The organism is Prevotella vespertina (assembly GCF_009728485.1).
GTDB classification, from domain to species: Bacteria; Bacteroidota; Bacteroidia; order Bacteroidales; family Bacteroidaceae; genus Prevotella; species Prevotella vespertina.
In genome coordinates this window covers 73,834-98,937 of the sequence record NZ_VVIQ01000004.1, presented here as the reverse complement: position 1 = coordinate 98,937, position 25,104 = coordinate 73,834, and the positions used below count along the sequence as shown (strand labels likewise).

General features: G+C 45.0%; 19 protein-coding genes. 16 read left to right on the top strand and 3 right to left on the bottom strand.

Annotation, left to right across the window (positions count from 1 at the left end; all coding sequences use genetic code 11):
- The first annotated feature begins 115 nt into the window (after positions 1-115).
- The 15 genes from F0475_RS05160 (at position 116) to F0475_RS05090 (ending at position 18,164) form a co-directional block, all read left to right on the top strand.
- Entirely contained in the window at positions 116-2,317 is a 2,202-nt protein-coding gene (locus F0475_RS05160; protein WP_394349995.1) for a TonB-dependent receptor family protein, read from the top strand.
- A gap of 42 nt (positions 2,318-2,359) precedes the next feature.
- Positions 2,360-5,746: a SusC/RagA family TonB-linked outer membrane protein gene (locus tag F0475_RS05155; protein WP_155715775.1), complete on the top strand. Its 3,387-nt coding sequence runs from the start codon at positions 2,360-2,362 to the stop codon at positions 5,744-5,746.
- Positions 5,747-5,756: 10 nt separating this feature from the next.
- Positions 5,757-7,283, top strand: coding sequence for a RagB/SusD family nutrient uptake outer membrane protein (locus F0475_RS05150; protein WP_155715774.1), 1,527 nt, complete (start codon positions 5,757-5,759; stop codon positions 7,281-7,283).
- 17 nt (positions 7,284-7,300) lie between these two features.
- Positions 7,301-8,284 carry a putative zinc-binding metallopeptidase gene (locus tag F0475_RS05145; RefSeq protein ID WP_155715773.1) on the top strand — a complete coding sequence of 328 codons (984 nt, stop codon included), beginning with the start codon at positions 7,301-7,303 and terminating at the stop codon, positions 8,282-8,284.
- The gene (locus tag F0475_RS05140; RefSeq protein WP_155715772.1) at positions 8,281-9,312 is read left to right on the top strand and encodes a DUF4302 domain-containing protein; all 1,032 of its coding nucleotides are present in this window, start codon (positions 8,281-8,283) and stop codon (positions 9,310-9,312) included. The genes F0475_RS05145 and F0475_RS05140 overlap by 4 nt, the downstream gene beginning before the upstream one ends.
- 46 nt (positions 9,313-9,358) lie before the next feature.
- Positions 9,359-9,985 carry a hypothetical protein gene (locus F0475_RS05135; RefSeq protein ID WP_155715771.1) on the top strand — a complete coding sequence of 209 codons (627 nt, stop codon included), beginning with the start codon at positions 9,359-9,361 and terminating at the stop codon, positions 9,983-9,985.
- A gap of 11 nt (positions 9,986-9,996) precedes the next feature.
- Positions 9,997-11,193 carry a DUF4856 domain-containing protein gene (locus F0475_RS05130; RefSeq protein WP_155715871.1) on the top strand — a complete coding sequence of 399 codons (1,197 nt, stop codon included), beginning with the start codon at positions 9,997-9,999 and terminating at the stop codon, positions 11,191-11,193.
- Between the two features lie 11 nt (positions 11,194-11,204).
- Positions 11,205-12,365 carry a fibronectin type III domain-containing protein gene (locus F0475_RS05125; RefSeq protein WP_155715770.1) on the top strand — a complete coding sequence of 387 codons (1,161 nt, stop codon included), beginning with the start codon at positions 11,205-11,207 and terminating at the stop codon, positions 12,363-12,365.
- 6 nt (positions 12,366-12,371) lie between these two features.
- Positions 12,372-13,286 (top strand): hypothetical protein, encoded by a 915-nt coding sequence (locus F0475_RS05120; RefSeq protein ID WP_155715769.1) that lies wholly within the window; start codon positions 12,372-12,374, stop codon positions 13,284-13,286.
- 31 nt (positions 13,287-13,317) lie between these two features.
- Complete coding sequence (locus F0475_RS05115) at positions 13,318-14,694, top strand: leucine-rich repeat domain-containing protein (RefSeq protein ID WP_155715768.1); 1,377 nt, start codon at positions 13,318-13,320, stop codon at positions 14,692-14,694.
- Positions 14,695-15,192: 498 nt separating this feature from the next.
- On the top strand, positions 15,193-16,023 hold the full coding sequence (locus F0475_RS05110) for a MotA/TolQ/ExbB proton channel family protein (protein ID WP_155715767.1): 831 nt from the start codon (positions 15,193-15,195) through the stop codon (positions 16,021-16,023).
- Positions 16,020-16,535 (top strand): hypothetical protein, encoded by a 516-nt coding sequence (locus F0475_RS05105; protein WP_155715766.1) that lies wholly within the window; start codon positions 16,020-16,022, stop codon positions 16,533-16,535. Before F0475_RS05110 ends, F0475_RS05105 begins: the two co-directional genes overlap by 4 nt.
- Positions 16,532-17,080, top strand: coding sequence for an ExbD/TolR family protein (locus F0475_RS05100; protein ID WP_155715765.1), 549 nt, complete (start codon positions 16,532-16,534; stop codon positions 17,078-17,080). The genes F0475_RS05105 and F0475_RS05100 overlap by 4 nt, the downstream gene beginning before the upstream one ends.
- Complete coding sequence (locus tag F0475_RS05095) at positions 17,077-17,547, top strand: ExbD/TolR family protein (RefSeq protein WP_009435806.1); 471 nt, start codon at positions 17,077-17,079, stop codon at positions 17,545-17,547. Before F0475_RS05100 ends, F0475_RS05095 begins: the two co-directional genes overlap by 4 nt.
- Before the next feature lie 104 nt (positions 17,548-17,651).
- Positions 17,652-18,164 carry an Lrp/AsnC family transcriptional regulator gene (locus F0475_RS05090; protein WP_009435945.1) on the top strand — a complete coding sequence of 171 codons (513 nt, stop codon included), beginning with the start codon at positions 17,652-17,654 and terminating at the stop codon, positions 18,162-18,164.
- Positions 18,165-18,439: 275 nt separating this feature from the next.
- Here the strand turns inward: F0475_RS05090 and F0475_RS05085 are convergent, their stop codons facing one another.
- Positions 18,440-20,290: a beta-galactosidase gene (locus tag F0475_RS05085; RefSeq protein WP_155715764.1), complete on the bottom strand. Its 1,851-nt coding sequence runs from the start codon at positions 20,288-20,290 to the stop codon at positions 18,440-18,442.
- A 334-nt stretch (positions 20,291-20,624) separates the two neighbouring features.
- Here F0475_RS05085 and F0475_RS05080 point away from each other — a divergent pair, with 334 nt between their 5' ends.
- The gene (locus F0475_RS05080) at positions 20,625-21,902 is read left to right on the top strand and encodes a DUF3078 domain-containing protein (RefSeq protein WP_155715763.1); all 1,278 of its coding nucleotides are present in this window, start codon (positions 20,625-20,627) and stop codon (positions 21,900-21,902) included.
- Positions 21,903-22,077: 175 nt separating this feature from the next.
- Here the strand turns inward: F0475_RS05080 and F0475_RS05075 are convergent, their stop codons facing one another.
- On the bottom strand, positions 22,078-23,688 hold the full coding sequence (locus F0475_RS05075) for a beta-N-acetylhexosaminidase (RefSeq protein ID WP_155715762.1): 1,611 nt from the start codon (positions 23,686-23,688) through the stop codon (positions 22,078-22,080).
- A 101-nt stretch (positions 23,689-23,789) separates the two neighbouring features.
- Entirely contained in the window at positions 23,790-25,091 is a 1,302-nt protein-coding gene (locus F0475_RS05070) for an alpha-L-fucosidase (protein ID WP_155715761.1), read from the bottom strand.
- Between the last annotated feature and the right edge of the window lie 13 nt (positions 25,092-25,104).

Below are 25,104 nucleotides of genomic sequence, written 5' to 3'. Positions count from 1 at the left end.
AAGAATCTTCGGATTCTCAACCCAATGCAAGGTTGCTATAAGTTTGATTATCTAAATTATGCTTTATAATACAAAATACATGTTGTCTCTGCTGTTAGTTCTGACTCCACTGAGCATGTGTGCCCAGACACAAGACAGTCTACAAACAGAGCAAAAGAGTGCTTTAACCGACTCGGTTCATCGTATGACCGAAGTGATTGTACGCTCCAATCAAATGCTGGGGAGCAAGTTTGAAGCTCGTAACCGCACAGGTTCGGCTTATTATATATCTCCCACTGAGATTGTGAAGTTCGGTTACACCGATATTAATCGTATGCTTAAGAGTGTGCCGGGAGTGAATGTTTACGAGGAAGATGGATATGGTCTTCGACCGAACATCAGTCTTCGAGGCACCAAAGCCGAGCGCAGTGAGCGCATCACCTTGATGGAGGATGGTGTGCTAGCAGCCCCTGCTCCCTATGCAGCTCCAGCCGCTTATTACTTTCCGAATGCGGGTCGTATGTACGCCATAGAGGTGTTGAAGGGTAGTAGTCAGGTGCAGTACGGTCCTTTCACGACGGGTGGTGCTATTAATATGGTGTCTACCCCCATCCCTTCCAAGTTCAGTTTGAAAGCGAACGCATCCTATGGTAGCTATAACACATTGAAGTCTTACTTCAGTGTAGGTAATCGCTTCAAGTACACTGGATTCATCATTGAGTATCTACGTTACCAATCGGATGGATTCAGAAAGGACGTCCCGAACGAGCGAACAGGATTCAAACGCAATGACATCATAGCCAAGTTTGCCGCCCAGACCAATAATGAGGAAGGGCTCAATCATCTGTTTGAACTGAAGTTCGGGTTTGCCAATGAGACCTCTGATGAGACCTATCTTGGATTGTCCGAACAGGATTTTGCCCTCCGCCCGTACTATCGCTATGCAGGAGCACAGAAGGATAACCTCAAGACGAGACATACCCAATGGGTGGCAACTTACGTCATCGAGTCGCCAAGGAAACTCAAAATAACCACCAATCTATACTATAATTACTTCTTTCGTAACTGGTATAAACTCAACGAAGTAAGGGTGGGGAATACCAAAGATGAACGCCGTTCGATAGATGCAGTATTGGCTGACCCCGAGACAAATAAAGCCTACTTTGATATTGTGACAGGGCAGACCGATTACGTAGGGGAGGCTTTAATGCTGCGTGCCAACCATCGTGTTTATCACTCACGAGGCATTCAGTCGAAGGGAGAATACCGCACAATGCTATGGGACGGATACCTCACTGCCGAGCTTGGATTGCGTTATCATGCTGACAGTGAAGACCGTTTTCAGCAAGACGACGGCTATTCCATGCAAGGAGGACGCATGCAGCTCTTCTTGAAGGGGCTCCCCGGAAGCAACGCCAACCGCATTACTACGGCACATGCTTGGGCTGGTTACTGGTTGGCGAAATGGTCGAAAGGAATCGTCACCCTTACTGCCGGTATGCGTTACGAAGACGTTGATCTGTTGAAGAGAGACTACACTAAGGCCGATCCTCGTCGAACAGGAATGGTGCGCATAGAGACTTCTAACCATGCAAGAGCACTATTGCCTGGTATTGGAGTAAACGTCAAACTCCTACCTACACTATCGGCTTTCGGCGGTCTTCATAAGGGTTTCGCCCCTCCTAGTGCTACCTTAGATCAGAAGGCAGAAAGCAGTGTTAACGTTGAAGCTGGCTTGCGATACACTACCACAAAGATGAAAGTTGAGGCTATTGTATTCAATAACAACTACTCCAATATGCTTGGGAGTGACCTCGCAGCACAGGGTGGGCAAGGAACACTGGAGCAATTCAATGTGGGTAAGGCACTGGTCAATGGATTAGAGTTCATGTTTCAGTATCAGCCCATCCCACAACATCTCGCTCTCCGTCTGCCCTTACAACTATCTTACACTTATACCAATACGAAGATGAAAAACGATTTCGTCAGTTCGGCATGGGGGCATGTTGTCTATGGAGATGAGATACCTTATATATATAAGCACGCTTTGAACCTACAGATCGGACTTGAGTATAAATGGTTGGAAGCCAACTTTGGAGCACGATACAATGGTGACATGCGCACAACGGCAGGGCAAGGTCGCATTGCAGAAAGGGAAAAGATTCCACATCACCTTATATTAGATGCCTCATTGAAAGGGCGTATCAATAAGCGACTCACCCTCACTCTGAATGCTATCAACCTAACGAATAAACGCTACCTCGTGTCCCGTCATCCTTCAGGATTGCGTGCCGGTCACCCTTTGGGAGTGTATGGAGGATTGCAATTTAAGCTCTGATAGTGTATAAACCATCAATAGTTACAAGCAAAAAGAACAATCATGATAAAAGAGATAAATAGATTTATCAACAAACGAAAAGCTCTGCTGACCCTCATCCTGCTGTTTATGACGCTCACACTGACGGCACAGACAACAGGAACCATCAGTGGAACGGTCAAGAACGAACAGGGCGAAACACTCATCGGAGCCTTTGTGCAGGTTGTAGAAACTAAGCAGAAAGCAGTGAGCGACATGGATGGTCACTTCACTATCAAGGCTTCTCAAGGGCAGACCTTACAGGTGAGTTACATCGGAATGACACCTCGGAAGGTAAAAGTGAACGGTCAGAACCTTACCATCACACTAAAGGCTGATGCGCGACAGATTGATGAAGTCGTTGTTACAGGCTATCAGAACATCCGTAATAGAGTATATACAGGAGCGGCAACATCGGTTAAGATGGATGATATTAAGCTGGAAGGTGTTGCCGACGTATCGCGTATGTTGGAAGGTCGAGTGCCTGGTTTGTCTATTCAGAGCATATCGGGAACCTTCGGATCAGCCCCTCGTATTAATATTCGTGGGGGTGCTTCGATCATCGGAAACGTGCAACCTCTGTATGTCATAGACGGTGCGGTGTATGAAGACTTGGTGCATCTCAGCCTCGACCAACTCGCATCTGGTGATGCTGTGACGCTCATCTCCTCAGCAATATCAGGTTTGAATCCTGCCGACATACAAGATATTCAAGTGTTGAAAGATGCTTCTGCTACTTCAGTCTATGGTGCTCGTGCCTTGAATGGAGTAATCGTCATCACCACAAAAGCGGGTAGAAGAGAGTCTCCCCTACGTGTAACTTATTCCACAGAGAACTCCATTCGCCTCAGACCGAGGTACTCCGACTTCGACTTACTGAACTCACAAGAGACCATGTCACTCTATCAGGAGATGAATGATAAGGGCTATTTCGGTGTGACCAAATCGTTATATGGACGGCGAAGTGGCATTTATTACCAGCTATATAAGGCTGTTAGCACCGTCAATCCAGCAACGGGTACTTACTATCTGCCCAATACGCCTAATGCAAAGATGGACTTCCTGCGCAAGAGGGAGTATGCCAATACAGACTGGTTTAAGCTCCTTTTCACGATGAATCCTACCACTAACCACATGATAACACTGTCGGGTGGTGGTAAGAACACAGCTACTTACGCTTCATTAGGTTTCTATCATGATGCTGGATGGACGATAGCTGATAAGGTAAGTCGCTTTACGGCAAATGTAAAAAACACCTTTTACATTAACGACAAACTGACTGCCACGCTCACAGCACAGGGCAATATCCGTTCGCAGAAAGCACCGGGAACGATGCCGCAACGCAAGAATAACGCCTTAGGAGTGTTCGAACGCGACTTCGATATCAATCCTTTTTCTTACGCTTTAGGTACGAGTAGGACTTTAAGTCCTTATGATGACGAGGGCAATCTGGCATATTATCGCAACAACTGGGCACCTTTCAATATCTTGAATGAGTATGCTAATAACAAGATGGATATCGATGTCTTGGACTTCAAGATACAATCCGAAGCAACCTACCGAATCAACCCTGAGCTGGCTTTGAAAGGCTTAGTTGCACTCAGACATGCCTATACCAATACGACGCATGAGGTGCTTGAAGGATCGAATATCATACAGGCCTTTCGTGCGAACGAGAATCCTTTTGTTGCCAAGGAGAATATTTATTTGGTGCATGATAAGGACAATCCGCAGTTGCAACCGAGGGTAGGTCTGACTCACGGAGGCATTCTCAACAAGACAGAAGCATCCTTAAAGAGTTTCTTGGGACGCATAGCCATCGACTTTGATAAGCGGTTGGGACAACATGACCTAAAGGCTTTTGCCTTCACAGAGTTGCGTTCGGCTATTCGCACAACCAATCCTTTCGAGGGTTATGGTATCCAATATGACCGAGGCAATCAGGTATATACTAACCCCTTGATATTCAATAAACTCATTGATGAAGGGAGTAGTTACTTCAGTTACCACAAGCGGAATGACCGCGGAATAACCTTCTCTTTCAATGGTACTTATGGGTATGCTGGCAAGTACATATTCAATGTTGTGGTTAATACCGAGGGTTCGAACACATCGGGAAAGGGTGCTCGTGCCTTGTGGTTACCCACTTGGAACATTGGAGGAAAGTGGAACTTAGACCAGGAGGAATGGTTGAAAAACAATCAAACTATCTCTCGTTTGGCTCTAAGAGCTAGTTACGGCTTGACCGCGAAGATGAATGAAGAGGCCATCAATGCTAATGCTGTCTATCGGAGTGGGATAGTGAATCGATTCCAGTTCGGCGATAGAGAGAACAAACTAAACATCTTTCACTTAGAGAACAGAGACCTCACATGGGAGAAGATGTACGAGTTGAACATTGGTATGGAACTAGGTTTATTCAACAACCGAATAAGTACAACACTGGATGTATATCAACGAAATACATTCGATCTCATCGATCTCGTCCGAACATCGGGAGTAGGAGGTGAATATTACAAGTACGCTAACTTTGGTGATATGCGTACGCAAGGTGTAGAACTCGGAGTGCATACAAAGAACATTATCAGTAAGGACTTTCAATGGTCAACAAGCCTCACCTTGAGTGCTATGAACCAAAAGATAACACGCTTACTGAATACTCCTAATGCCTTTGATATGGTCGCTGGGCGAGGCAGAGGGAACATAGTTGGTTACCCAAGAGGCTCTCTCTTTGCCTTTAACTTCCAAGGATTGGATCAGAACGGACTACCAACTTTCGACTTCGGGCTTTATCCTTCTAATCAAGGAGAGTATGCGAAGAATGCTGGGGCAGACTTCCTTGATACGCAATATGCCAAATCTTACCTCTTATATTATGGACCTATTGAACCGCAGGTGATAGGTGGCTTGTCCAATACTATTAGGTATAAAGACTGGGAACTATCGTTCTTTCTGACCATGCAAGCTGGTAATAAGATTCGGCTGAACCCCACTTTCGACCCCGAGTTTGGTGATTTAAATGTCTTCTCGAAGTCTTACTACAATCGATGGCTCAATCCCGGAGATGAGAGAAGGACGGATGTTCCGGTACTTCCATCGCAAGAGTTGATTGAAAAAGTGGGTAAGGAGAACATCGAAAGGGCGTATAATACTTATAACTACTCGCAGATGATGATTGCAGATGGTAGTTTTGTACGCATGAAGAACATCTCTTTAGCCTATCATGTACCTAATGATTTCCTAAAGAAGATGAGGCTACAAACAATGGATCTACGCCTTAATGTGACCAATCCCTTCCTCCTTTATTCAGACAAGAAACTAAAGGGACAGGATCCAGAGTACTATAAGTCGGGTGGTGTGTCACTACCAACTCCCAAGCAATTTACCCTAACATTGAATATAGGTTTCTAACTGAATGAAGATGAAGAAATACATATCATTACTGCTTTTAGCCGTTAGCTGTCTGCTTGTCGGCTGTAACGACTTCCTCGATAAGAGCCCCGATTCGGACTTGGATGTCAATATTGATTCTGAGAAGAAAGTAGCGGAACTACTTACGGGAGCCTATCCGGAAGCAAGCTATATACCCTTTCTTGAACCTCGAACAGATAATGTAGAGGAACGCACGAATGGGGTTCATACACGATTGAATGAGGCTATGTTCTTCTGGGAAGACTATGACCAAGAGGATTTAGACACGCCTCTCAACTATTGGAATGCGTGCTACAAAGGTATTGCGCAGGCTAACAAAGCATTGGAACTATTAAGTCGTTACCCTAAAACGGAGCGTGTGAAAGCGTTGTACGGAGAGGCTTTCTTGTTGAGAGCCTATCTACATTTTATGTTGGTGAATATATGGGCGGAGCCTTATGGAGGTGCTTCGGATAATCCAGGAATACCCTATATCACCAAGCCAGAGAAGCACGCCTTGGTCAATTACGAACGTGGGACTGTAAATGAGGTGTACGATAAGATAGAGAAAGACTTACGCTTAGGTATATCCTTAGTATCGGATAACTATTATACACATCCTAAGTTCCATTTCAATAAGAAAGCCGCTTACGCTTTCGCAACTCGGTTCTATCTCATGAAAGGAGAATGGCAGTCTGTGATCGAATATGCCGATTATGTCTTAGGGAGTGAACCGAAGAGTCAGCTTCGATCATGGCGTCATTACGCTGATGAAATGGAGTTTTCTCCACAAAACTTATACCATAGGTATATGGCTGCGGATGAACCAGCTAACCTCTTACTAACAACTACTGAGTCGCGATGGGCACGTTCTGTGGTGAATGAAAAATATGGTTCTACATTCAACACCATTGATAAGATCTTTGCGCAAAGGGGCATAGAAGGAGGCGGAGATTACGCTAAGATGAATTTCATTGGTACTTATCTCTTCACTTCCTCACCAGCTCCTACGACCACAGGACGATACATGGCTAAGTTTGATGAGTTGGCTAACTCCGAGCAAACAGGCACTAAGCCTCGTGGTATCTATGTGACTAATGCACTCTTCACAGTCGATGAAGTGCTCCTCAACAGGATGGAGGCTTATGCTATGCTAAGGAACTATGACCATGCAATCGATGATTACCTGCAATACATGCAAGGCAAGTTTGGCTTCATGCCATCCGTCGAACGTGCAGTGTACACATCGACTAACAGCAATCGATATAACCTATATTCTCCCTTCTACGGGATGACCTTGAAGCAGCTTGCAATGGTACAACTAATACTCGACTTCCGCCAAAAGGAGTTCTTCCAAGAGGGCTTACGTTGGTTCGACATCCGTCGCTTTCACATTGCTGTAAAGCGTTCGTCGAAAAGCTCCTATTACTTCCCCTTGGAGAAAGATGACCCTCGAAAAGTTCTTCAGATACCAACAGAAGCTATCCAACGAGGGCTTACTCCTAATCCCCGTGAGCGTCAGCAATTGCCAAGATAAGTATGATGAACAAGTAAATGATTAGAAAGATGATAAAGATAAAAGCAATTCTTCTCCTGTTCGCAACCGTCATTCTCGCTGCTTGCAGTAGTGAGAAACTAAGTGAGATAAGCGTCATTGACGAAGGGAGAAAGCAGATAGCAACCACCGAACTGGATAAGTGGATCCTTGAGAATATCACAATCCCTTATGGGATAGAGGTGGTCTACCGATGGGAAAAGAACGCTGGTTCAGCCGGCTCTTACATATATCCTCCAAAGCTGGAGAACGTTCGTGAGGTACTTGAAGCAGTACGAGTAATGGGCTTAGAGACCTATCGCCTCAAGGAGACGGGTGGGGAAGAACTATTGCTCGGGAGGCTCCCTATCAAGTTATATCTATATGGAGGAGGGAATCCAGATACGCATGGTGTGGAACGACTTAACAATCCGCAACTCACTGCGAAAGAGATGTGTATCTATCATGTAGACGATTTCAACCCTGCAGATAAGGATAAGGTCTTTGTCCTTATGCGCAGTGTTCACCATCAATTAGCCAAGTGCTTAATGCTACACATTGCCTATGATCGTGACAAATTCTCGATGATCAGTAAACAACGATACACTGGTTCGACAGAGTCTCTGGCTGCTCCTTTAAGCTATGCACGCACTGGCAAGGAACGTTTTGGGCTCGACTCCTATGCCAATAAACGTGGTTTTTATACGATGTTAGGCTTCCTCTCTCCTGAAGATGACTTTGCCGAAATCATCAGTGCCACGCTTACCAGTACGCCTAAGGAGGTTTATGACGCATCAATCACAGCCCAAACTCCCGACACAGACATCGATCCCGAGGTAAATGCCCGATATGCAGAAGAGGCGAAGCAAGCCTATAAGGAGTTTACTGAGAAACAGTCGTTTGTGAATGAGTATGTACTCAAGTCGTGGCATATAAACCTAAAGCAAATGCAAGTAATAAGCATCAGAAGAATCAATGCTTACATCAAACAACACCAGAGATGAATAACAATAAGATGAAATACTATCTATTAGCAATGGTGCTCCTCTTGGTTGCTTGCACCAGTAATGATGATGTTTTCGATAAGAGTCCAGCACAACGCAATAGTGAGAGTATTGCTAACTTGAAACGAGAACTCGTAGAGGCACCTTACGGATGGCGTGTCCTTTATTTCCCAAAGACCGACTCCTTGCTCTTTTCCAACCCTTCAGAACTGATTTCACAACAGGCTTTCAGGGGGCGATATGGCTATGGAGGCGACTATTACACAATGCAGTTTAAGGATGATAACACGGTTGTAATGCGTGCTGACTACACCGAGCAGACTGCTACACAACCAATGACAAGCGAGTATCTTATTGGTAGGAATAGTTTCACCCAACTGACTTTCTCCACTTATAACTATATCCACCAATTAGTGAACGACCGCTTTGAAGGGTCGTCAGACTTCCTTTTCATGGGACGAAATGAGGATGGAGATTTAGTTTTCCGCACGGCGTCCTACCTTCAACCTGCACGTGAGTACATCGTCTTTTCGAAGTTGAAAGCACCAGAGGAAATAACCTCCTTCGTGCAAAAAGCGTATGAGAATCGGGCGTTCTTTGAGCGTATGACGAACCCACAACTGCGTATCCATCGTGGTGGGCGCACGTTCTTTCAAAGTGACATATACATCAAACGCAACGTAGAGACTAATCAAGCTCTATTGAAGGAGATTGTTGCGAAGCGCTATTATCTCTTCCTTTTCACACAGAAGAAGAACCCTATTCCGGGTTATCCAGCCAAAGAGATGACCGGATTAGGCTCTGGTTATGCAGGCACAGAACAGGGTATTACCTTCCGATCTGGGCTTCGTTATGACAGTAAAACGATGTTCTTCGACTTCCAACGACAGGGTGATCGCTTTGTTGCCGAGCTTGTTTCGGTGTACGATCCACTATTGCGTACCACCCGACTGGTCAGTAAGCACCTTCATCCCGAAGGTGAGTTTACAGGCTTGGAAGCCGAAATCTGGGATGCACCCACCGAATAATTCGACAATAGAAGATAGGTAAATACATTCAATAAGACAATCAACTATGGTGAAAAAACTGATTTATTATATATTAATAGGTGTGCTGCTCCTTGCTACGGGTTGCACAAGAAGTAGTGAAGAATATGCCGAGGAGGACTACGAGAAACTATTTCCTTTCAAAGGAATAGATAAGCCGAAGCTCTCTTACGAAGATCAGGTTATACAGCTCGGGAACCCCGATGCACCTGTTACTGATTATGTGTATCCCGGTGTAGACATTACCGATAACGTAAGAGACTACACTGTTACGCTCACGTGTTCCTATACTGAGGTGAACCTTTTGGGACAACTCGTGGAAGATAGTGACATCTCTTCTCGATACACCATAAGGTACATTTCGCCCGATAAACAGCTGCATGTCATAGCAAGCAATCGCCGAGATGAAACTGCAACAACCTTCCTGACCAATGGAATGGAGTATAAGATCACCTTCACTGCACACTCTGGTTATCCTATGTATATCTGTGTGAATGGTGTCGGTCCACGTGGTTCTTCCATTAAGGCAACCATCTCTGCAGTATCAGAAGATGGACTTACTATCGTGAAGCCACTCACTGTCAACCAGCATCAAAACGAAGAGGGAATCGACAAGATAAAGTCTCCTTTCTGTGGTTATATTATCCTTCCATAATAGAGAAAATGATGAAGAAGAATCCAATCAATTATATCTTACTATTCTTATTACCGCTCTGCTGCCTCGCTTGTAACCAATGGGAAGGAGAGACGGTAGAGTCGGCTTATCGTGAACCAACTATCCCCGACCCTGTCTATCAGTTTAAACGCAATGGTGCAAGTAGCGTTGATTACTTGGAGTGTAGTTTGTTGCGTGACCCCATGGACTATATCTATAACAGCTATTTAAAGATAGCGGCTATCATGTATCCAGCCAACATGACGAAGGTACAAGACTATTTTCAGAATGGCGAATTTGGCTTAAAACCAATGGAGGAAGTGGCTGCTTCGTCCTTACACAAGGCTGACCGCAACCGCATACTGGCTGATATTAACGACATCTTCACCACTACGGGCAAGTTAAGCGGACTATCACAACCGAGTCCGGGAACGGCTCGTAATCATCGTGCAGCACGAGGGGAAGCAGGCTATGTGGGTACGAATATCGGTGATGTCAACATTGCTTTTGTCAATGAGAAAGGGCTTGTTGTGGCAGAGATGTTTAATGGTATCGTATGGGGAGGAGTGTATCTTGACAAGGTACTGAACGTACACCTCAATGACAGTTTATATACAGATAGCCGTCTACGACACGACCATGAGCTAACAAAACTACTGCCCGGTCGTAATTACACAGAGCTTGAACACCATTGGGACTTGGCTTATGGCTATTATCAATATTGGTTACCTGTGATCCAAACAAGCAGTTTGCCCGTGCTACGGGAGAGTCGCATTAAGATTTACAACGCCTTTGCACGAGGTCGACAAGCACTCACGGAATATCGTTATGACGATGTACACGAACAGTTACAACTGATTAGGAGTGAGTTATCAAAGGTCGCCGCCGTACAAGCCATGACCTTCCTTGTGGGCGAGATAACACGTGTCAATCTTGATGAAGAAGCCCAGAATGCCCTCGTTTTCTTGTCTCGTGGCTGTGGAGCTATATATGGTTTGCAGTTCACGGTGCAGTCTTCTGGCAAGCCCCACCTTAGTTATGACGAGGTGAAACAATATATCAATCAGCTCACAGCCGATGGCGGACTATGGGACAAGCAACGCCTCTTAGCACCGGAAAGCACCGAGGGTTCGCTGCGCAATATAGCTTCGGCAATAGGCAAACACTATGGCTTGACGCTGGCAGACATCAATCAATTTAATCAATAAATACGCATTCTATGACAAATAAAATCTATCTCTTTCTGTTCTGCCTATTGTCCTTCTCTTATACAGCAAAGGGACAAGTGGGACAAGAACTGATACTCAATGGAGGATTTGAAGACTATCCTCCAGAAACGATGCAACCAAGTGATGATGAGGAAGAAGGCGAGGAACAGGACCCTAACTATTATGATCCTTACCTCAAACCACGCTATTGGTACTTCAATTCCTCATTGGCTTACTCAAGGACAAAAGATGCCCATAACGGCACCTATGCTATAAAACTCTATCCCAATGGAGGCTCTTTTTTCTCACGCGACAAAGAGTTTAATCCTTATCACATCGTGGTAGAACCGGGTGCTGAATATCAACTTACTTATTGGTACAAAGGCTCTTTGAAACGTCCAAACATTACCGTTACGGTGGACTGGTATCGTGACTTAACATCCATAAAAAAGGATACGCGCGAGAAAGAAAAGGTTCGGAAGTTTACGAATCAATGGCAGATGATGACCATAACTGTCAAAGCGCCGGCAGGTGTAAATCGTGCTGGTGTGGGCTTGTATATCGAGAATGACTATGAGTCGGCAGAGTCTGGTGGATTCGTTCTCATCGATGATATCTCTTTTAAAATGACGAAGAAAGGAACGGTGACACCTACCTTGGAGGCTCCTTCTAACCTCGTTGTCCGTCCGCAACAACGTGAGGTTGAACTTTCATGGAAGCCTGTTGCTGATGCTGATGTGCGTTATCAGGTGTTGAAGAATGGACAGGTAATTGCCACGACAGCGTCTACCTCTTTTGTTGTTGAGGCTCTCGAGCCGGGCAGCTCTTATCAGTTTAGCGTGAAGACTGTCAAAGGTTCGGAGCAATCGAAGCCCACAGACCCTATCACCGAACAAACGCAACGCATGAACATGGGCGTTGAAGAGGAAGGACGCATACCTTATTTATATAAGGTGAGTGAGGCAGGAACCTGTCCTCGAAGTCTACCGCTTTATTATCACGACTTGGCTAATCCGAATGCAGCTATCACTTATCAAGTGGACGGCACACCGGTTACACCAGTCGAAGGAAAGATTGTTTTCCCCTCAAAAGGGCAGCATCTTCTGCAGATAGAGATAGTGGAGACGCCTGAAAGAAAGTGGGAAATTGAATATAAACTGATGGTAGATTAAGACGTTATGAAACAAAAGTTATATCTTATCTTACTCTTCGCTTGCAGCATTCTCTTTGTTGCTTGCGATAAAGACAATAGTCCTGAAGCAAAGGACATACAGCTTAATGGGGAGACACCGAACGAGGTTGCACTCACGAAACTATCCACACGTATGTTCCTCCTAACGGGTGGCACGGGGAAATATATCGCTTATGTTGCCGATTCAAAGGTTGCTGGTGTGAACATCAGTAAGGACACTTTGCGTGTAAATGGTATCTGGGAAGGTACGACCTATGCGACTATCATCTCTGGAGATAAGCGTCAGCGTATTGACATCCATGTGGTTGCTCCGGAAATTAGTATTAGTCAGTCGGAGATCAGACTCTTCCCTCGTGACGAGAGCAAGTTCGTTAGTTTGAACGGAGGAGGTGATATTGTCGACTTGAAAGTGGATGATCCTGACAAGGTGATGAGCGTTAAATGGAATGCAAAAACCAATATCTTGGAGATTCAAGCACACTATGAAGGGGAGGCAAAGATACGTGTTATCTCGCAAGACAAGCAAGAGAAAACATTGAAAGTGACGGTGCGTTGTGAGGGAACTGCCTCTCGTGTGGGCGTTTATGGCACCACTTCGCACAGCCTTTATGCGCAGATGAACACGGTGATGGCGGTTCGCCGACCGGGAGTAGGCGTTTGGCTCTGCAATGGAGCACGCCCTTATTCGTCGAAGAAGGTCGTTAAGATTACGCCAGCCATCGTCAACCCAGTTGTTGGAACACGTATTCCAGTCTCGCTCTCTATGCTTTATCCCGATGAATTTAGTAGTAGTGGACTAAAAGAGGGAGCACAACAATTATATGTGGAAGAGGTTCGGGAGAAGGATGTTGTACTACGAGGACGTGGCTACAAGTTCGTTATCCCTTATGAAAAAAGATGATATTTATTAATTAAAAAACAATCAGTAACAAATGAAAGTCTTTACATCAAAGAAAGTATTAACCGTAATTGCACTTGTATGTGCGTGTTTCACGGCTCATGCTCAGGAGTCATTAACAGTGAAAACAGAGGCTGGGAAACTCGCAACTCACATCCCAGAGGCTAAGAAGTATCAGATAACTGACTTGAAGGTGACGGGTGAAATCAACGGAACCGACATCCTGCTCCTCCGCCAAATGGCTGGTAAAGGACTCCAGGTGAGCGATAAGACGGAGGGAAAACTCACCTCTCTTGACCTCTCGGAAGTACGTATTGTTGAAGATGGTGAGAACTATTGTGCGATAAAGCAAGGGCTATCCACCAAATATTATAAGCCTACCAAAAAAGATGCTATACCCCCTTATATGTTCTATAGGCTCAATCAACTTACTAAGATCCAACTCCCTGCTTCGATAAAGAAAATAGACAAATTTGCTCTGACGGGTTGTACAGCTTTGACGGAATGTGCCATCCCTGAGAATGTAACAAGCATTGGGGATTATGCTTTCGCATCGTGTGAAAAGCTCACAACTATGACCTTCCCGTCTGCTTTGGAAGAGATTGGTGCGCATGTATTTGAGGGTTGTTCAGCCCTTACCACGCTTTCCGAGTTCCCCCAGACATTGACAGATATAGGAGAGAATGCCTTTTATAAGACTGCAGTGACTGCATTCTCTGTATCAGAGGAAAACGAAGATTATGCTGCTGTTGATGGTGTGCTTTATAATAAAGAGCTGACTTCTCTCATAGCTTACCCTACTGGTAGCACCTCAACTACAGTGCAGTTTCCTGCAGAGATAGCCGATATAGAAGCAAACGCCTTCGCCTATGCTAAGAACCTAAAGAGCATTGTCTTGCCCGAAGGACTTACCAACATTGGAGAGAGCGCATTTGCTTACTCGGGTCTAACTCATATAACATCTCTTGCCTCAGGGTTATCTATAAAGGAGCAAGCCTTTACTGGTTGTGCGGACTTAGTAAGCGTCAACTTCAAAGGAGCTGTCTCTGGTATCGATAATAAAGCATTCTTTGGTGCGAATAAGTTAGCCGTAGTTCATTTTGCAGGTACGGGTATCCCGGAGTTCGGAGCGTCAGTCTTTACTGCTTTCCGCACGCAACTCTCCATCTATGTACCTGCTGAGATAATAACGAAATTCAAGGAAATTCTGGTGAAGAAAAGCGTTGTCTTGGGTAGTCGATACGATGTACTCGATATTACGACATCGGATATTAAGACAGCAAATCAGCTCTACAATGTCTCTGAATCAGCACGTTATGACCTGAATGGCAACCATCTCTCTGCACCAGCAAAGGGTATTAACATCCTCAAGCTATCGAATGGTAAAGTTATCAAGAGGGTGGAGAAGTAGAAGAAAGAAGCCTCACCCCCGTCCCCTCTCCGAATGGAGAGGGGCGTGAATACTATTGTTTGCAAATAAAGGGGGCGTCTCTTTGATGTAAGGAGAGGCTCTTTTCGACATAAGGAAACGCCCTTTTCAAATCGAGAAGGGCGTTTCTTTAATTCTAGAATATTATTACCTCTATTCCCGCTAACCATCCTCTCCCATCCTACTAGTAGTTTTCACTCCCCTCTCCATTCGGAGAGGGGACGGGGGTGAGGCTGTATATGGTTAGGGGTAAGGCTGTTTGTTGAATAAAAGAAGCACTTTCTGGGAACACATCCCCTCCCTTCGGAGGGGCTTGGGGAGGCTTCCCTTTAGGAACTCTGTCCCCTTTCAACAACTGAAGTAATCATAATTTTAAATCATGGATTACGCATTTTGAATTATTTTCTATACCTTTGCGATGTTAAAAATAGGGCGATGTTGCCCTTATCAATCAATTTGAACCATAAGTGGTTATCAATTATGAAGAATTTATTTGCAGCTTTTGCAATGCTAATGGTTATGTCATTTACGAGCGTAACCATCGTGTCAGCACAAACATCCAGTAGTCCTGCTCCAACTGCAACAGCCGTTGCGTCAGCTGATACTCTATCAGATGATGCATTGAACAATACCGGTGTTGCCGATACAAGTAAGGTGCAGTCTCTACAACAGCCAACAGGTTTCCACCAGTCGTTGAAACGTAAGTTTATCGAGGGAAATGCGGGCTTTATGTCCCTTGTTGCACTAGCGTTAGTGTTGGGATTAGCCTTTTGTATTGAGCGAATCATCTATCTTAGTTTGTCGGAGATAGACGCTAAACGATTCGTTGGTAAGCTAGAGGATATGATAGAGGCAGGCGATATCGAAGGGGCAAAAACACTCAGTCGTGATACGCGCGGACCGGTTGCGTCAATCTGTTATCAGGGTTTACTTCGTATTGACGATTCGATTGATAACATCGAACGAAGCGTTACTTCTTATGGTAGTGTGCAGAGTGCTAACCTTGAAAAGGGCTGTTCGTGGATTACACTCTTCATCGCTATGGCACCGTCATTGGGCTTCCTTGGAACCGTGATTGGTATGGTGATGGCGTTCGATCAGATACAAGAAGCGGGCGACATCAGCCCTACCATCGTTGCAGCAGGTATGAAGGTTGCATTGATTACCACGATTTTTGGTATCATCGTAGCCCTTGTTTTGCAAGTATTTTATAACTATATTCTATCGAAGATAGAGCACATCACAGCCCAAATGGAGGAGTCGGCTATCTCCTTACTAGACGCTATTATGAAGTATAAACTCAAGAGATGAAGAAGATAAAAGGTTTTAGAAAGAAGGATGAGGAGCGTATTTCGCAACGGATTCTCTATGTTATTGTTGCACTGACAGCCGTTGTCTTCATGGCATTCTACCTTGTTGGATTCAACGAACCATTGGCTAGTGACCCTGCATTTAATGCCCCTTTGCTAACCGATGTGTTGATTGGTTTCATGTGGGTCTTGCTTGTTCTTGCTGTCGTGGCAGCCTTAGTAGCAATGGTGAAGGGACTTCGCATGAGCAATCAAGATGAGGGATTAAGCAACGGCATACCGTCTAGGAAGATTGCATATAGCACCTACGGCATTACGATTCTACTCCTTGTTTTGTCCTTCGCATTCGGTTCTTCGAAGGCAATGATGGTCAACGGAGCACACTTCACAGATGCTTTTTGGTTGCGTGTAACCGATATGTTCGTCAATACCTCATTGTCTCTTCTTGTCATAGCAGCGGGTGTTGTCATCTTTGGAGCAACCCGTTATTATAGAAAGGAACACCAAAAATGATGCGATTTCGGCGTGAGAAGAAACGCACAGTACCGGGTTTGAATACTACATCAACAGCCGACATCTCGTTCATGTTGTTGATACTCTTCCTTGTAGCCTCGTCCATGGACCTGGACAAAGGAATCTCTCGTCAGTTGCCACCGATGGATAAGACGCAGAAACAAGCAACTGCCATCGATGGGAAGAAACTAATGCGTATAGCAATAGATGACGATAGTAAGGTGCAGTTGGAGGGGAAGGCTATAGCCGTGGAAACGCTCCACCAGCGTGTACAACAGTTCATTGAGGCTAACGGAAAGGCACACATGATACAACTGCAAACCTCTCGTAAGGCTTCGTATGACGTCTATGTGCAGGTGCAAAACCAGTTAGTTGAGGCTTATAACACCCTTCGCAATGCACGTTCGGAGGAGTTATTTGGAAAGGAATTTGAGCTTTGTAGTCATGAGCAACAAGCCCAAATCATGGATGAGATACCGCTAAGAATATCTGAAGTATATGCTATTCCTGCAACAGGAAAAGCCGAGAAAGGAGGTACGGAATGAGACTTTACAGACGTCGTAACCACGATATTCCAGCATTGAACACCGCTTCTTTGCCTGATCTTATCTTCTCCATCCTCTTCTTCTTCATGTTAGTTGTACACATGCGAAAGGCTACTGTACATGTAAAATACCAAGTGCCGTCAGCAACGCAGCTATCTCGACTTGACAACAAGTCGCTCGTTCAACATATATATATAGGTCGTCCGATGGACGAAACGGGCAAGGTTACAAGCCAAACACCCGTTGTGCAGATGAATGATAAGGTCACCAACATCCCCGAAATACGCAATTATCTCATCCATCTGGTTGCCTCCTTGCCTCCAGAAGAGCGTAAGCAGTTAAGCGTGAGCATAAAGGCTGACCGTCATGTAGACATGGGCTTGATCATTGACCTTAAGCAAGCTCTGCGTGAAGCAAACATCCTCAATGTCAATTTCTCAGCCACTATGAGCCATAAAAAAGGGTAGGAATAAGCACTGTTAGTTGTGGATTGTTACGAAAGAAGACTTTTTTCTTTGCGGATTAAAGGCTTTTTTGTATCTTTGCAGATAAATATAATAGTTTATACAGAATGGCACATAGAAGTTTAGACAGGCTTGACAAGAAGATATTACACTTGATATCTGAGGATGCACGTATCCCTTTCTTAGAGGTTGCACGTGCGTGTAATGTGAGTGGAGCAGCTATCCATCAACGTATTCAGAAGTTAACAAACTTAGGTGTACTAAAGGGTTCGCAATTTGTTATTGACCCAGAGCGTATAGGTTACGAGACGTGTGCTTTCATCGGTCTTAACCTAAAGAATCCAGAGAAGTTTGACGATGTTGTCGATGCTTTAAAGCAGATTCCTGAGATCGTGGAATGCCACTATACGACTGGAGAATACGACCTTTTCTTGAAGATGTACGCATATAATAATCATCATCTGATGTCCATCATCCATGACAAACTAATGCCTTTAGGCTTGTCAAGAAGCGAGAGTTCTATCTCTTATAACGCTGTTATCGACCGCGCCTTACCAATCGAAGGAATGCGAGTAGCCGATACTGTGGTGATAGATGACGATGATGAGGACGATGAATAACGTCTCCGAAAGTAGAATTTAATTAATATTTTAGTAGGGATGCGCAGCTTGTGTGTCCCTATTTTTGTATAGTGTCACGAATGCAGTTAAGTGTGTGTCACTTCATACGAAACGCCCTTCTCCAATCGAGAAGGGCGTTTCCTTATGTCGAAAAGAGCCTCTCTTTACATCAAAGAAACGCCCCCTTCATTTGCAAACAGTAGTATTCACGCCCCTCTCCATTCGGAGAGGGGACGGGGGTGAGGCTGTAGATGGACGGGGGTGAGGCTTCTTTATTACAACACAGGAGTAGTAACTCCCGATAGAGATGACTGCTTTGTATCGTTGAGTTGTTCGAAGATTACGATGTCATTCTTGCCTTTCTTGAGGTAACAACCAGGTAAGTAAAGGGTTTGTTGGGGACCCACCTTCCAGTAACGACCTAAGTTGATACCATTGACAAAGACGATTCCTTTGCCCCAATGTGCCATATCTAAGAACGTATCCCCTACTTTATCGAGGTTGAACGAACCACTATACAGAACGGGCAAACCTGCTTTGTAGCCTGCTGGTAATCGGTTGGTATCAGGCATAGAAGCCATTGGCAACGGGTACATCTGCCATTCACCAGTAATCTCGTTATCGTCTATTGTGATAGGACGAGTGATTCCCTTCGTACTTTCCACGATACGTGCTCCGTAGTTAATGCGCCCCATGTTCTCCACAAGAATATCCAAGGTGCTGTTGAAAGGAATGTCGATTTCCATGCTATCTTTGTCGAATACTTTGTTTAACTCGCCCTTCTTCTCACCATTCACATAGACTAGGGCGTAATCAGCCAAGCCTTTCATGCACATGAGACCACTAATAGGTTGGTTGAAATGGCGGCGATAAAGCACATAACCAGAGCCTTGGTTGAGTTCCTCAAAAGTCATAGGATGGTCGCTCTCAACGGCTTTCATCGTGTTAATCATCGTCATTACGTCGACCGATTTACCCAAAGTTATATTCGGAATAGCGATGACTGGGATGCGTTCAGGCACTTCTGGCACCTTATAATCGACCGACTTTATCATCAAGTCACGCAATGCGTTGTATTTAGGAGTAGCCCAACCCGCCTCGCTGATAGGTGCATCATAATCGTAACTGGTCATATCTGGCTGTATATTCGTTGCGTTGCTATAGTTCGCACCAGCGCTAAATCCGAAGTTAGTACCGCCATGTACCATGTAATAATTAAAGCTGATACCATTGTCGAGATACTTCTTTGTCTGCTTAACAACGCTCTCTGTCGATACACGTGGGAAGGGTTCTGCCCAGTGACTAAGCCACCCTGGATAGAACTCAGCCACCATGTAAGGTCCAACTCCACCATGATACTCATTGACAACCTTCTTTAGTTTATCAATATCACCCTCTCCGTTGGCTGTTGGAAGTGTCCCTTCGATGGCTCCACCCTTAAAGAGCCAACTGCCATCAGACGTGAACATGGGTACAGAAAAGCCCGCATTGAGCAATAGCTGACGTATTTGTGCAGCGTACCTCTTGTGTGTTTCGAGTGGAATATCCTTGCGTTGAGCCACATAGGAACCAAATTCATTCTCTGCTTGAACCATTATCACGGGTCCACCCTGCGTCACTTGAAGGTCAAGCACTTGCTTTGCTAACTGATTGATGTACACTCGGCAGGAGTCTAGGAAAGGCTTATTATCGGTGCGAATCACCAAATCCTTGTTCTTAGGAAGCCACCATGGATAACCGCCGAACTCCCATTCTGCACAGCAGTAAGGGCCTGGTCGGAGGATAACCATCAGTCCCTCCTCGCCCGCAGTCTTAATGAATTGACGCAAGTTGTGCGTTCCTGTGGTCCAATCCCACACCCCCGGACTAGTCTCGTGATGGTTCCAAAAGATGTAAGTAGCCACTGCGTTGAGTCCCATAGCCTTCATCATCTTCATGCGATGACGCCAGTATGGAGCTGGAACACGTGCATAGTGCATTTCACCCGAGTGTATTTGGGTGGGCTTACCATCGTAGATAAAGTTGCCATTAGCGATGGCGAACGTATGTTTCGTTTGTTTCGCAGCCATGACAGAACCTGCTGCTAGCAGTAAGACTGCCAATAATAAGAGTTTAATTTGCCTCATTCTATCAATTATATAGGTTAGATTAAATATTTATCTATAGGTTTTTAGAAGTCCGTTTAAGCTCCTTCATGGATAAAGATAGGTTCAGACTCCGAAGGACAAAGTTCTTAAAAAAGAACGAGAGTAGCAAATAAAACGATTGAAAAGTGTGTCTTTTGTACGATAAAGGGATGATCGTAAATCATGAAGATATTGGTTTTTAAGTCTTTCGTCAGCAATAATTTGCGATAGAGATGAGGCTTTCCTTAGTTTTTTTTAGTAAACGATATGTAATTGAAAAGAATGATGTATTTTTGCAAGACAATACATCTATTATATATTGTCAAGCTATTAAATGAAACGTAAATTCTTAATAACTATACTCCTTGCAATGGGTCTTGAGGTTGCTGCGCAATCACATTCAACGTCCCTGTCAGTAGGTGATAACAAGCCAACCAATAGCGTTGCTCAATCCTATGCAGACTCTTTGCAAATGTTGCGAGATAGTCTTTTCATGCCGAAGAAACAAAAACTAACATCGGTGAAAGTATCAGATGCGAACCATATGCGGCTTCTCTTCCCGTTGACCTTCTATCGGGATGTAACGCAGCAGTTGTTCTCTAACGCCGATGCCGAGCGTGATTTCAATGCTAATCTCATGCACCTTTATCTCTATCGTCCCGACTTAGTGAGTACGACGGAACGGGCTGTGCAGCAACAACAAACGACACTCAATGACATTGAAAAGCCTATTCAACATGAGGTGGACATGGTTAGTAGGGTGAAAGAACCACCTATTGAACCTATCGAAGCACCGGTTGAAGTACTTGTTAAAAAGCCTAACTTCTGGACTTACAAAGGCGACTATGCCTTGCAGTTCTTACAGAACTACGTGTCAGGAAACTGGTTTCGAGGGGGCGAAAGCAACTATGCTGCACGTGGATCAGTGGTTATGCAGGCTAATTATAACAATAAACAAAAGGTGAAATGGGATAACTGTTTGGAGCTAAGATATGGTATGCAGAGTAGCAAGTCGGACTCGTTACACAGCTTTAAGAGTACGGAAGACTTGATACGTCTTACTTCGAAGTTGGGCTTACAGGCAACAAAACAATGGTACTACACCCTTCAGCTCATCGGACAAACACAATTCTCACGTGCGTATAAGTCGAATGATCCAACGGTATATGCCGACTTCCTTGCACCATTCAACTTGAATCTCTCTCTCGGTATGGACTATTCCGTCGATTGGTTCGAACACCGATTAAAAGGTAATATTCACCTTGCTCCGTTGGCATATAACATGAAGTACACCCGCTTCCGGTCGTTATCAAAGCGATTGGGTATCGGTGATAACAACCACTTCCTACATGACTATGGATCGGAATTCACCGTTGATTTGGAGTGGAAGATTATGGAAATGCTCACATGGAAGACCCGTCTTTATGGCTACACCACCTATAAGCGTGCCGAACTGGAGTGGGAGAACACCTTTACCTTACGCTTCAATCGCTTCATCTCAAGCCAGTTGTTCATCTATCCTCGCTTCGATGATGGAGTGAGTAGAGACTCTCGTTATGCTTTCTGGCAGCTGAAAGAGTTTGCTTCTATCGGTTTCCAGTATAGCTTCTAACGCCTCCCCAAGCCCCTCCGAAGGAGGGGATGCGCCTCACGGAACGCAGAAGTAAAAACAACGGAACGCCCTTCTCCAATGGAGAAGGGCGTTCCGTTGTATTGAAGAAGGCGTTTCTTCACATCGAAGAAACGCCTTCTTTATTTGCAAACAATCGTCTTCACGCCCCGTCCTATTACTTTACTGGAGTGAAGATGTCCTGACATGCCTTCCAATCATAGTGCTTGTAAAGCATGTTCAACTTCGCTTCGCGCTCCTTAAAAGAGCCGTAGTTCTTCTTTGCATTATCGGTCCATCCCGTTTCAGCTAAGGCTGCCACACGTGGTAAGAGTTGGTAGAAAGCGAGGTCACGACCCACTATATACTCTGTCCAAAGATTAGCTTGTACACCCTTAACATGCGTCTTTAACGCTGGAGTTGCATCATCAGGAACAGGGTTATAACTATATGTCTTCTCTGTCGGGAGATACCCTCCTATGAGCGTGAGTCTATTGTCCTTCGTCTGATAATAGTCGATGTAATAGTACGTAGTAGGCGACATGATGACATCCAAACCACGCTTAGCAGCTTCGAAACCTCCGTCTGTTCCACGCCAGCTCATGACCGTTGTCCCCTTGTCGACATCGCCTTCGAGGATTTCATCCCAGCCTATTATCGAGCGTCCCTTAGCGGCAAGGTGCTTTGCAACTTGGCTCATGAAGTAACATTGTAATTGCGCTTCTGCAGAGAATCCATTCGATCCTTTCAATCCGAGTTTCTTAATCTCTGCCTGGCAACGAGGGCATTCCTTCCATCTGTCACGAGGCGATTCATCACCTCCAATGTGGATGTATTTAGATGGAAATATGTCTACTATCTCATCGAGAACATTATTAACAAACTCGTAAGTCTGTGGGTTTCCAGCACAGAGAATGTCGGGGAATACGCCCCAAGACTCAGCCACTTTGTAAGGTCCACCAGTACATCCAAGCTCTGGATAAGCAGCCAGTGCGCCTAGCATGTGACCGGGCATATCGATCTCAGGAATCACTGTTATGTGACGTTCGGCAGCGTATTTTACAACCTCACGCATATCGTCCTTGGTGTAATAACCACCATAAGGAGTATCGTCATAAAGCCCTGTGTTGCGTCCAATTACCGTCTGCGCACGCTTCGAACCGACCTCAGTTAACTTCGGATAGCGGTCTATCTGTGCCCTCCACCCTTGGTCTTCTGTGAGGTGCCAATGGAATGTGTTGATGTTATGAAGTGCCAACATATCAATGAATTCCTTGATGAAATCCATCTTAAAGTAATGTCTCGCACAATCAAGCATCGTACCACGATAGCTGAAACGGGGCTGGTCAACGATTTGAGCAAGAGGGAAGCTGACGTTCTTTGCCTGCTCTACTGGCAATGACTTACGCAATGTTTGTATGCCATAGAACACTCCTGCGGCTGTCTTCCCTTCGATGGTAATGGTCTTAGTCTTTACTGTTATGACATATCCCTCATCGTTTTCTATCTTGTTATTGAGCTTTAGTATGATAACAGAACCCTTCTTGCTTGTGCCTTCAGGAGCGATTCCTGTGGTCTCACGAATATACTGTTTTAGAAATTGCACATTGCGTTGCATCGCCTCATCAGGGCTTAGTGAGAGGACAGAAGTTGTACCATCAAGTACAAAGGCTTCGCCTTTCTGCAATGCAATAGATTGTGGTAAAGGTACTACCTGATAGTTTGCATCCGTGGCATGTAGGGCTATCGATGCCATCATAAGAGCCACGGAAAGTAGGATCTTTCTCATTTTCTTCGTTGTTTCTAAATGTTTTGTATTGATAAATAAATTATTTTCTTCGTTAGAGATAGGACTGGGTAAGCCCATTACTCATCGTCCCGTGAGATTGTCTATAGTGTGAGTTCAAGAATATAATCAATCTCCTTCGGAGCCTCATCCATGTTAACTGTAATGCCATCACCCGTCTTTGTGAATCGAACAGGCTTACCCGTGGCAAAGACTTTAGCACTCTTTACCTTGCGATTACCCGTCGGGAGATACAGACTGGAGTCCATGCAATCAAGGATGTGGACGTATAACTTGTTGCCACGTTGCGTGCTTACGCCCCAGTCGTGAGGCGCAATTATACCACCACGAGTGCCATAGATGGTCTCACCATATTGTTTCAACCATTCGCCCATAGCCTTTAGTCTATTCAAGGCAAGGTCTGGCAGGGCACCACCAGGCTCTGGACCGATGTTGAGCAAGAGGTTTGCATTCTTTCCAGCAGCCCTCACGAGCATCTGAATCAACTCCTTCGGCGACTTGTAAAGGGTATCGGTAATGTTGTAACCCCAGTGGTCGTTGATTGTTTGACACGACTCCAATGGTAACCGACTGATGTCTTGTCCAGACAAACCAGCCTTATTCTCGCCCGGTAAGTCACGCTCGAAGATCTGGATATCCTCGCCTTCGTTAGGCGTTTGATGGTGGTTATTGCCAATGAGACATTGCGGTTGTAGCTTGTGAATGAGGGCATATTGCTCTGGTAACTGCCAATCGAAAGGCTTTGAATCACTATCATGATCCCACCAACCATCAAACCATATCGCACCGACGGGACCATAGTTTGTGAGCAACTCGGTTAGTTGTGTGTTCATGAAATGATAGTAACTTGCCCAGTTTGCTTTGCTCTTGTCACGCCCAGTACCTAATCCGGTGCGCCCTTGTGGATAGTCCTCCCTACCCCAATCGAGGTGTGAATAATAGAGGTGGAGCTTGATTCCTTGTCGCTTGCAAGCCGCTGCCAGTTCCTTAATAATATCCCTTTTGAAGGGCGTTCCATCGACAGTGTTATAGGTACTTGTTGCTGTCTTGAAGAGCGAGAAACCATCGTGATGACGGGTGGTAATGGTGATGTACTTCGCACCAGCGTCCTTGATAGCCTTCACCCAAGCATCTGCGTCGAACTCAGAAGGATAGAAGGTCTTAGCTAACTTAGGGTATTCTCGATAGTTAATGTCCTTGTTGTGCATCACCCACTCGCCCACTCCCATCATCGAGTAGAGCCCCCAATGCAGGAAGACACCGAACTTCTCATCTTGAAATTGTTGACGTGCTTGAATGTTTTCAGGCGTTGGATGATAGGCATCTTGTGCCCAACTCGTGTGCGCAAGGAGCATAATTGCTACTGAAAGTAAAGTCTTTTTCATTCTAATAGGTAAT

Coding starts and splice junctions, on each gene's coding strand:
- F0475_RS05070 (WP_155715761.1), bottom strand. CDS start 25,091: ATGAAAAAGACTTTACTTTCAGTAGCAATTATGCTCCTTGCGCACACG.
- F0475_RS05100 (WP_155715765.1), top strand. CDS start 16,532: ATGATGCGATTTCGGCGTGAGAAGAAACGCACAGTACCGGGTTTGAAT.
- F0475_RS05150 (WP_155715774.1), top strand. CDS start 5,757: ATGAAGAAATACATATCATTACTGCTTTTAGCCGTTAGCTGTCTGCTT.
- F0475_RS05160 (WP_394349995.1), top strand. CDS start 116: ATGTGTGCCCAGACACAAGACAGTCTACAAACAGAGCAAAAGAGTGCT.
- F0475_RS05075 (WP_155715762.1), bottom strand. CDS start 23,688: ATGAGAAAGATCCTACTTTCCGTGGCTCTTATGATGGCATCGATAGCC.
- F0475_RS05090 (WP_009435945.1), top strand. CDS start 17,652: ATGGCACATAGAAGTTTAGACAGGCTTGACAAGAAGATATTACACTTG.
- F0475_RS05120 (WP_155715769.1), top strand. CDS start 12,372: ATGAAACAAAAGTTATATCTTATCTTACTCTTCGCTTGCAGCATTCTC.
- F0475_RS05135 (WP_155715771.1), top strand. CDS start 9,359: ATGGTGAAAAAACTGATTTATTATATATTAATAGGTGTGCTGCTCCTT.
- F0475_RS05115 (WP_155715768.1), top strand. CDS start 13,318: ATGAAAGTCTTTACATCAAAGAAAGTATTAACCGTAATTGCACTTGTA.
- F0475_RS05155 (WP_155715775.1), top strand. CDS start 2,360: ATGATAAAAGAGATAAATAGATTTATCAACAAACGAAAAGCTCTGCTG.
- F0475_RS05080 (WP_155715763.1), top strand. CDS start 20,625: ATGAAACGTAAATTCTTAATAACTATACTCCTTGCAATGGGTCTTGAG.
- F0475_RS05130 (WP_155715871.1), top strand. CDS start 9,997: ATGAAGAAGAATCCAATCAATTATATCTTACTATTCTTATTACCGCTC.
- F0475_RS05125 (WP_155715770.1), top strand. CDS start 11,205: ATGACAAATAAAATCTATCTCTTTCTGTTCTGCCTATTGTCCTTCTCT.
- F0475_RS05140 (WP_155715772.1), top strand. CDS start 8,281: ATGAATAACAATAAGATGAAATACTATCTATTAGCAATGGTGCTCCTC.
- F0475_RS05110 (WP_155715767.1), top strand. CDS start 15,193: ATGAAGAATTTATTTGCAGCTTTTGCAATGCTAATGGTTATGTCATTT.
- F0475_RS05105 (WP_155715766.1), top strand. CDS start 16,020: ATGAAGAAGATAAAAGGTTTTAGAAAGAAGGATGAGGAGCGTATTTCG.
- F0475_RS05085 (WP_155715764.1), bottom strand. CDS start 20,290: ATGAGGCAAATTAAACTCTTATTATTGGCAGTCTTACTGCTAGCAGCA.
- F0475_RS05095 (WP_009435806.1), top strand. CDS start 17,077: ATGAGACTTTACAGACGTCGTAACCACGATATTCCAGCATTGAACACC.
- F0475_RS05145 (WP_155715773.1), top strand. CDS start 7,301: ATGATTAGAAAGATGATAAAGATAAAAGCAATTCTTCTCCTGTTCGCA.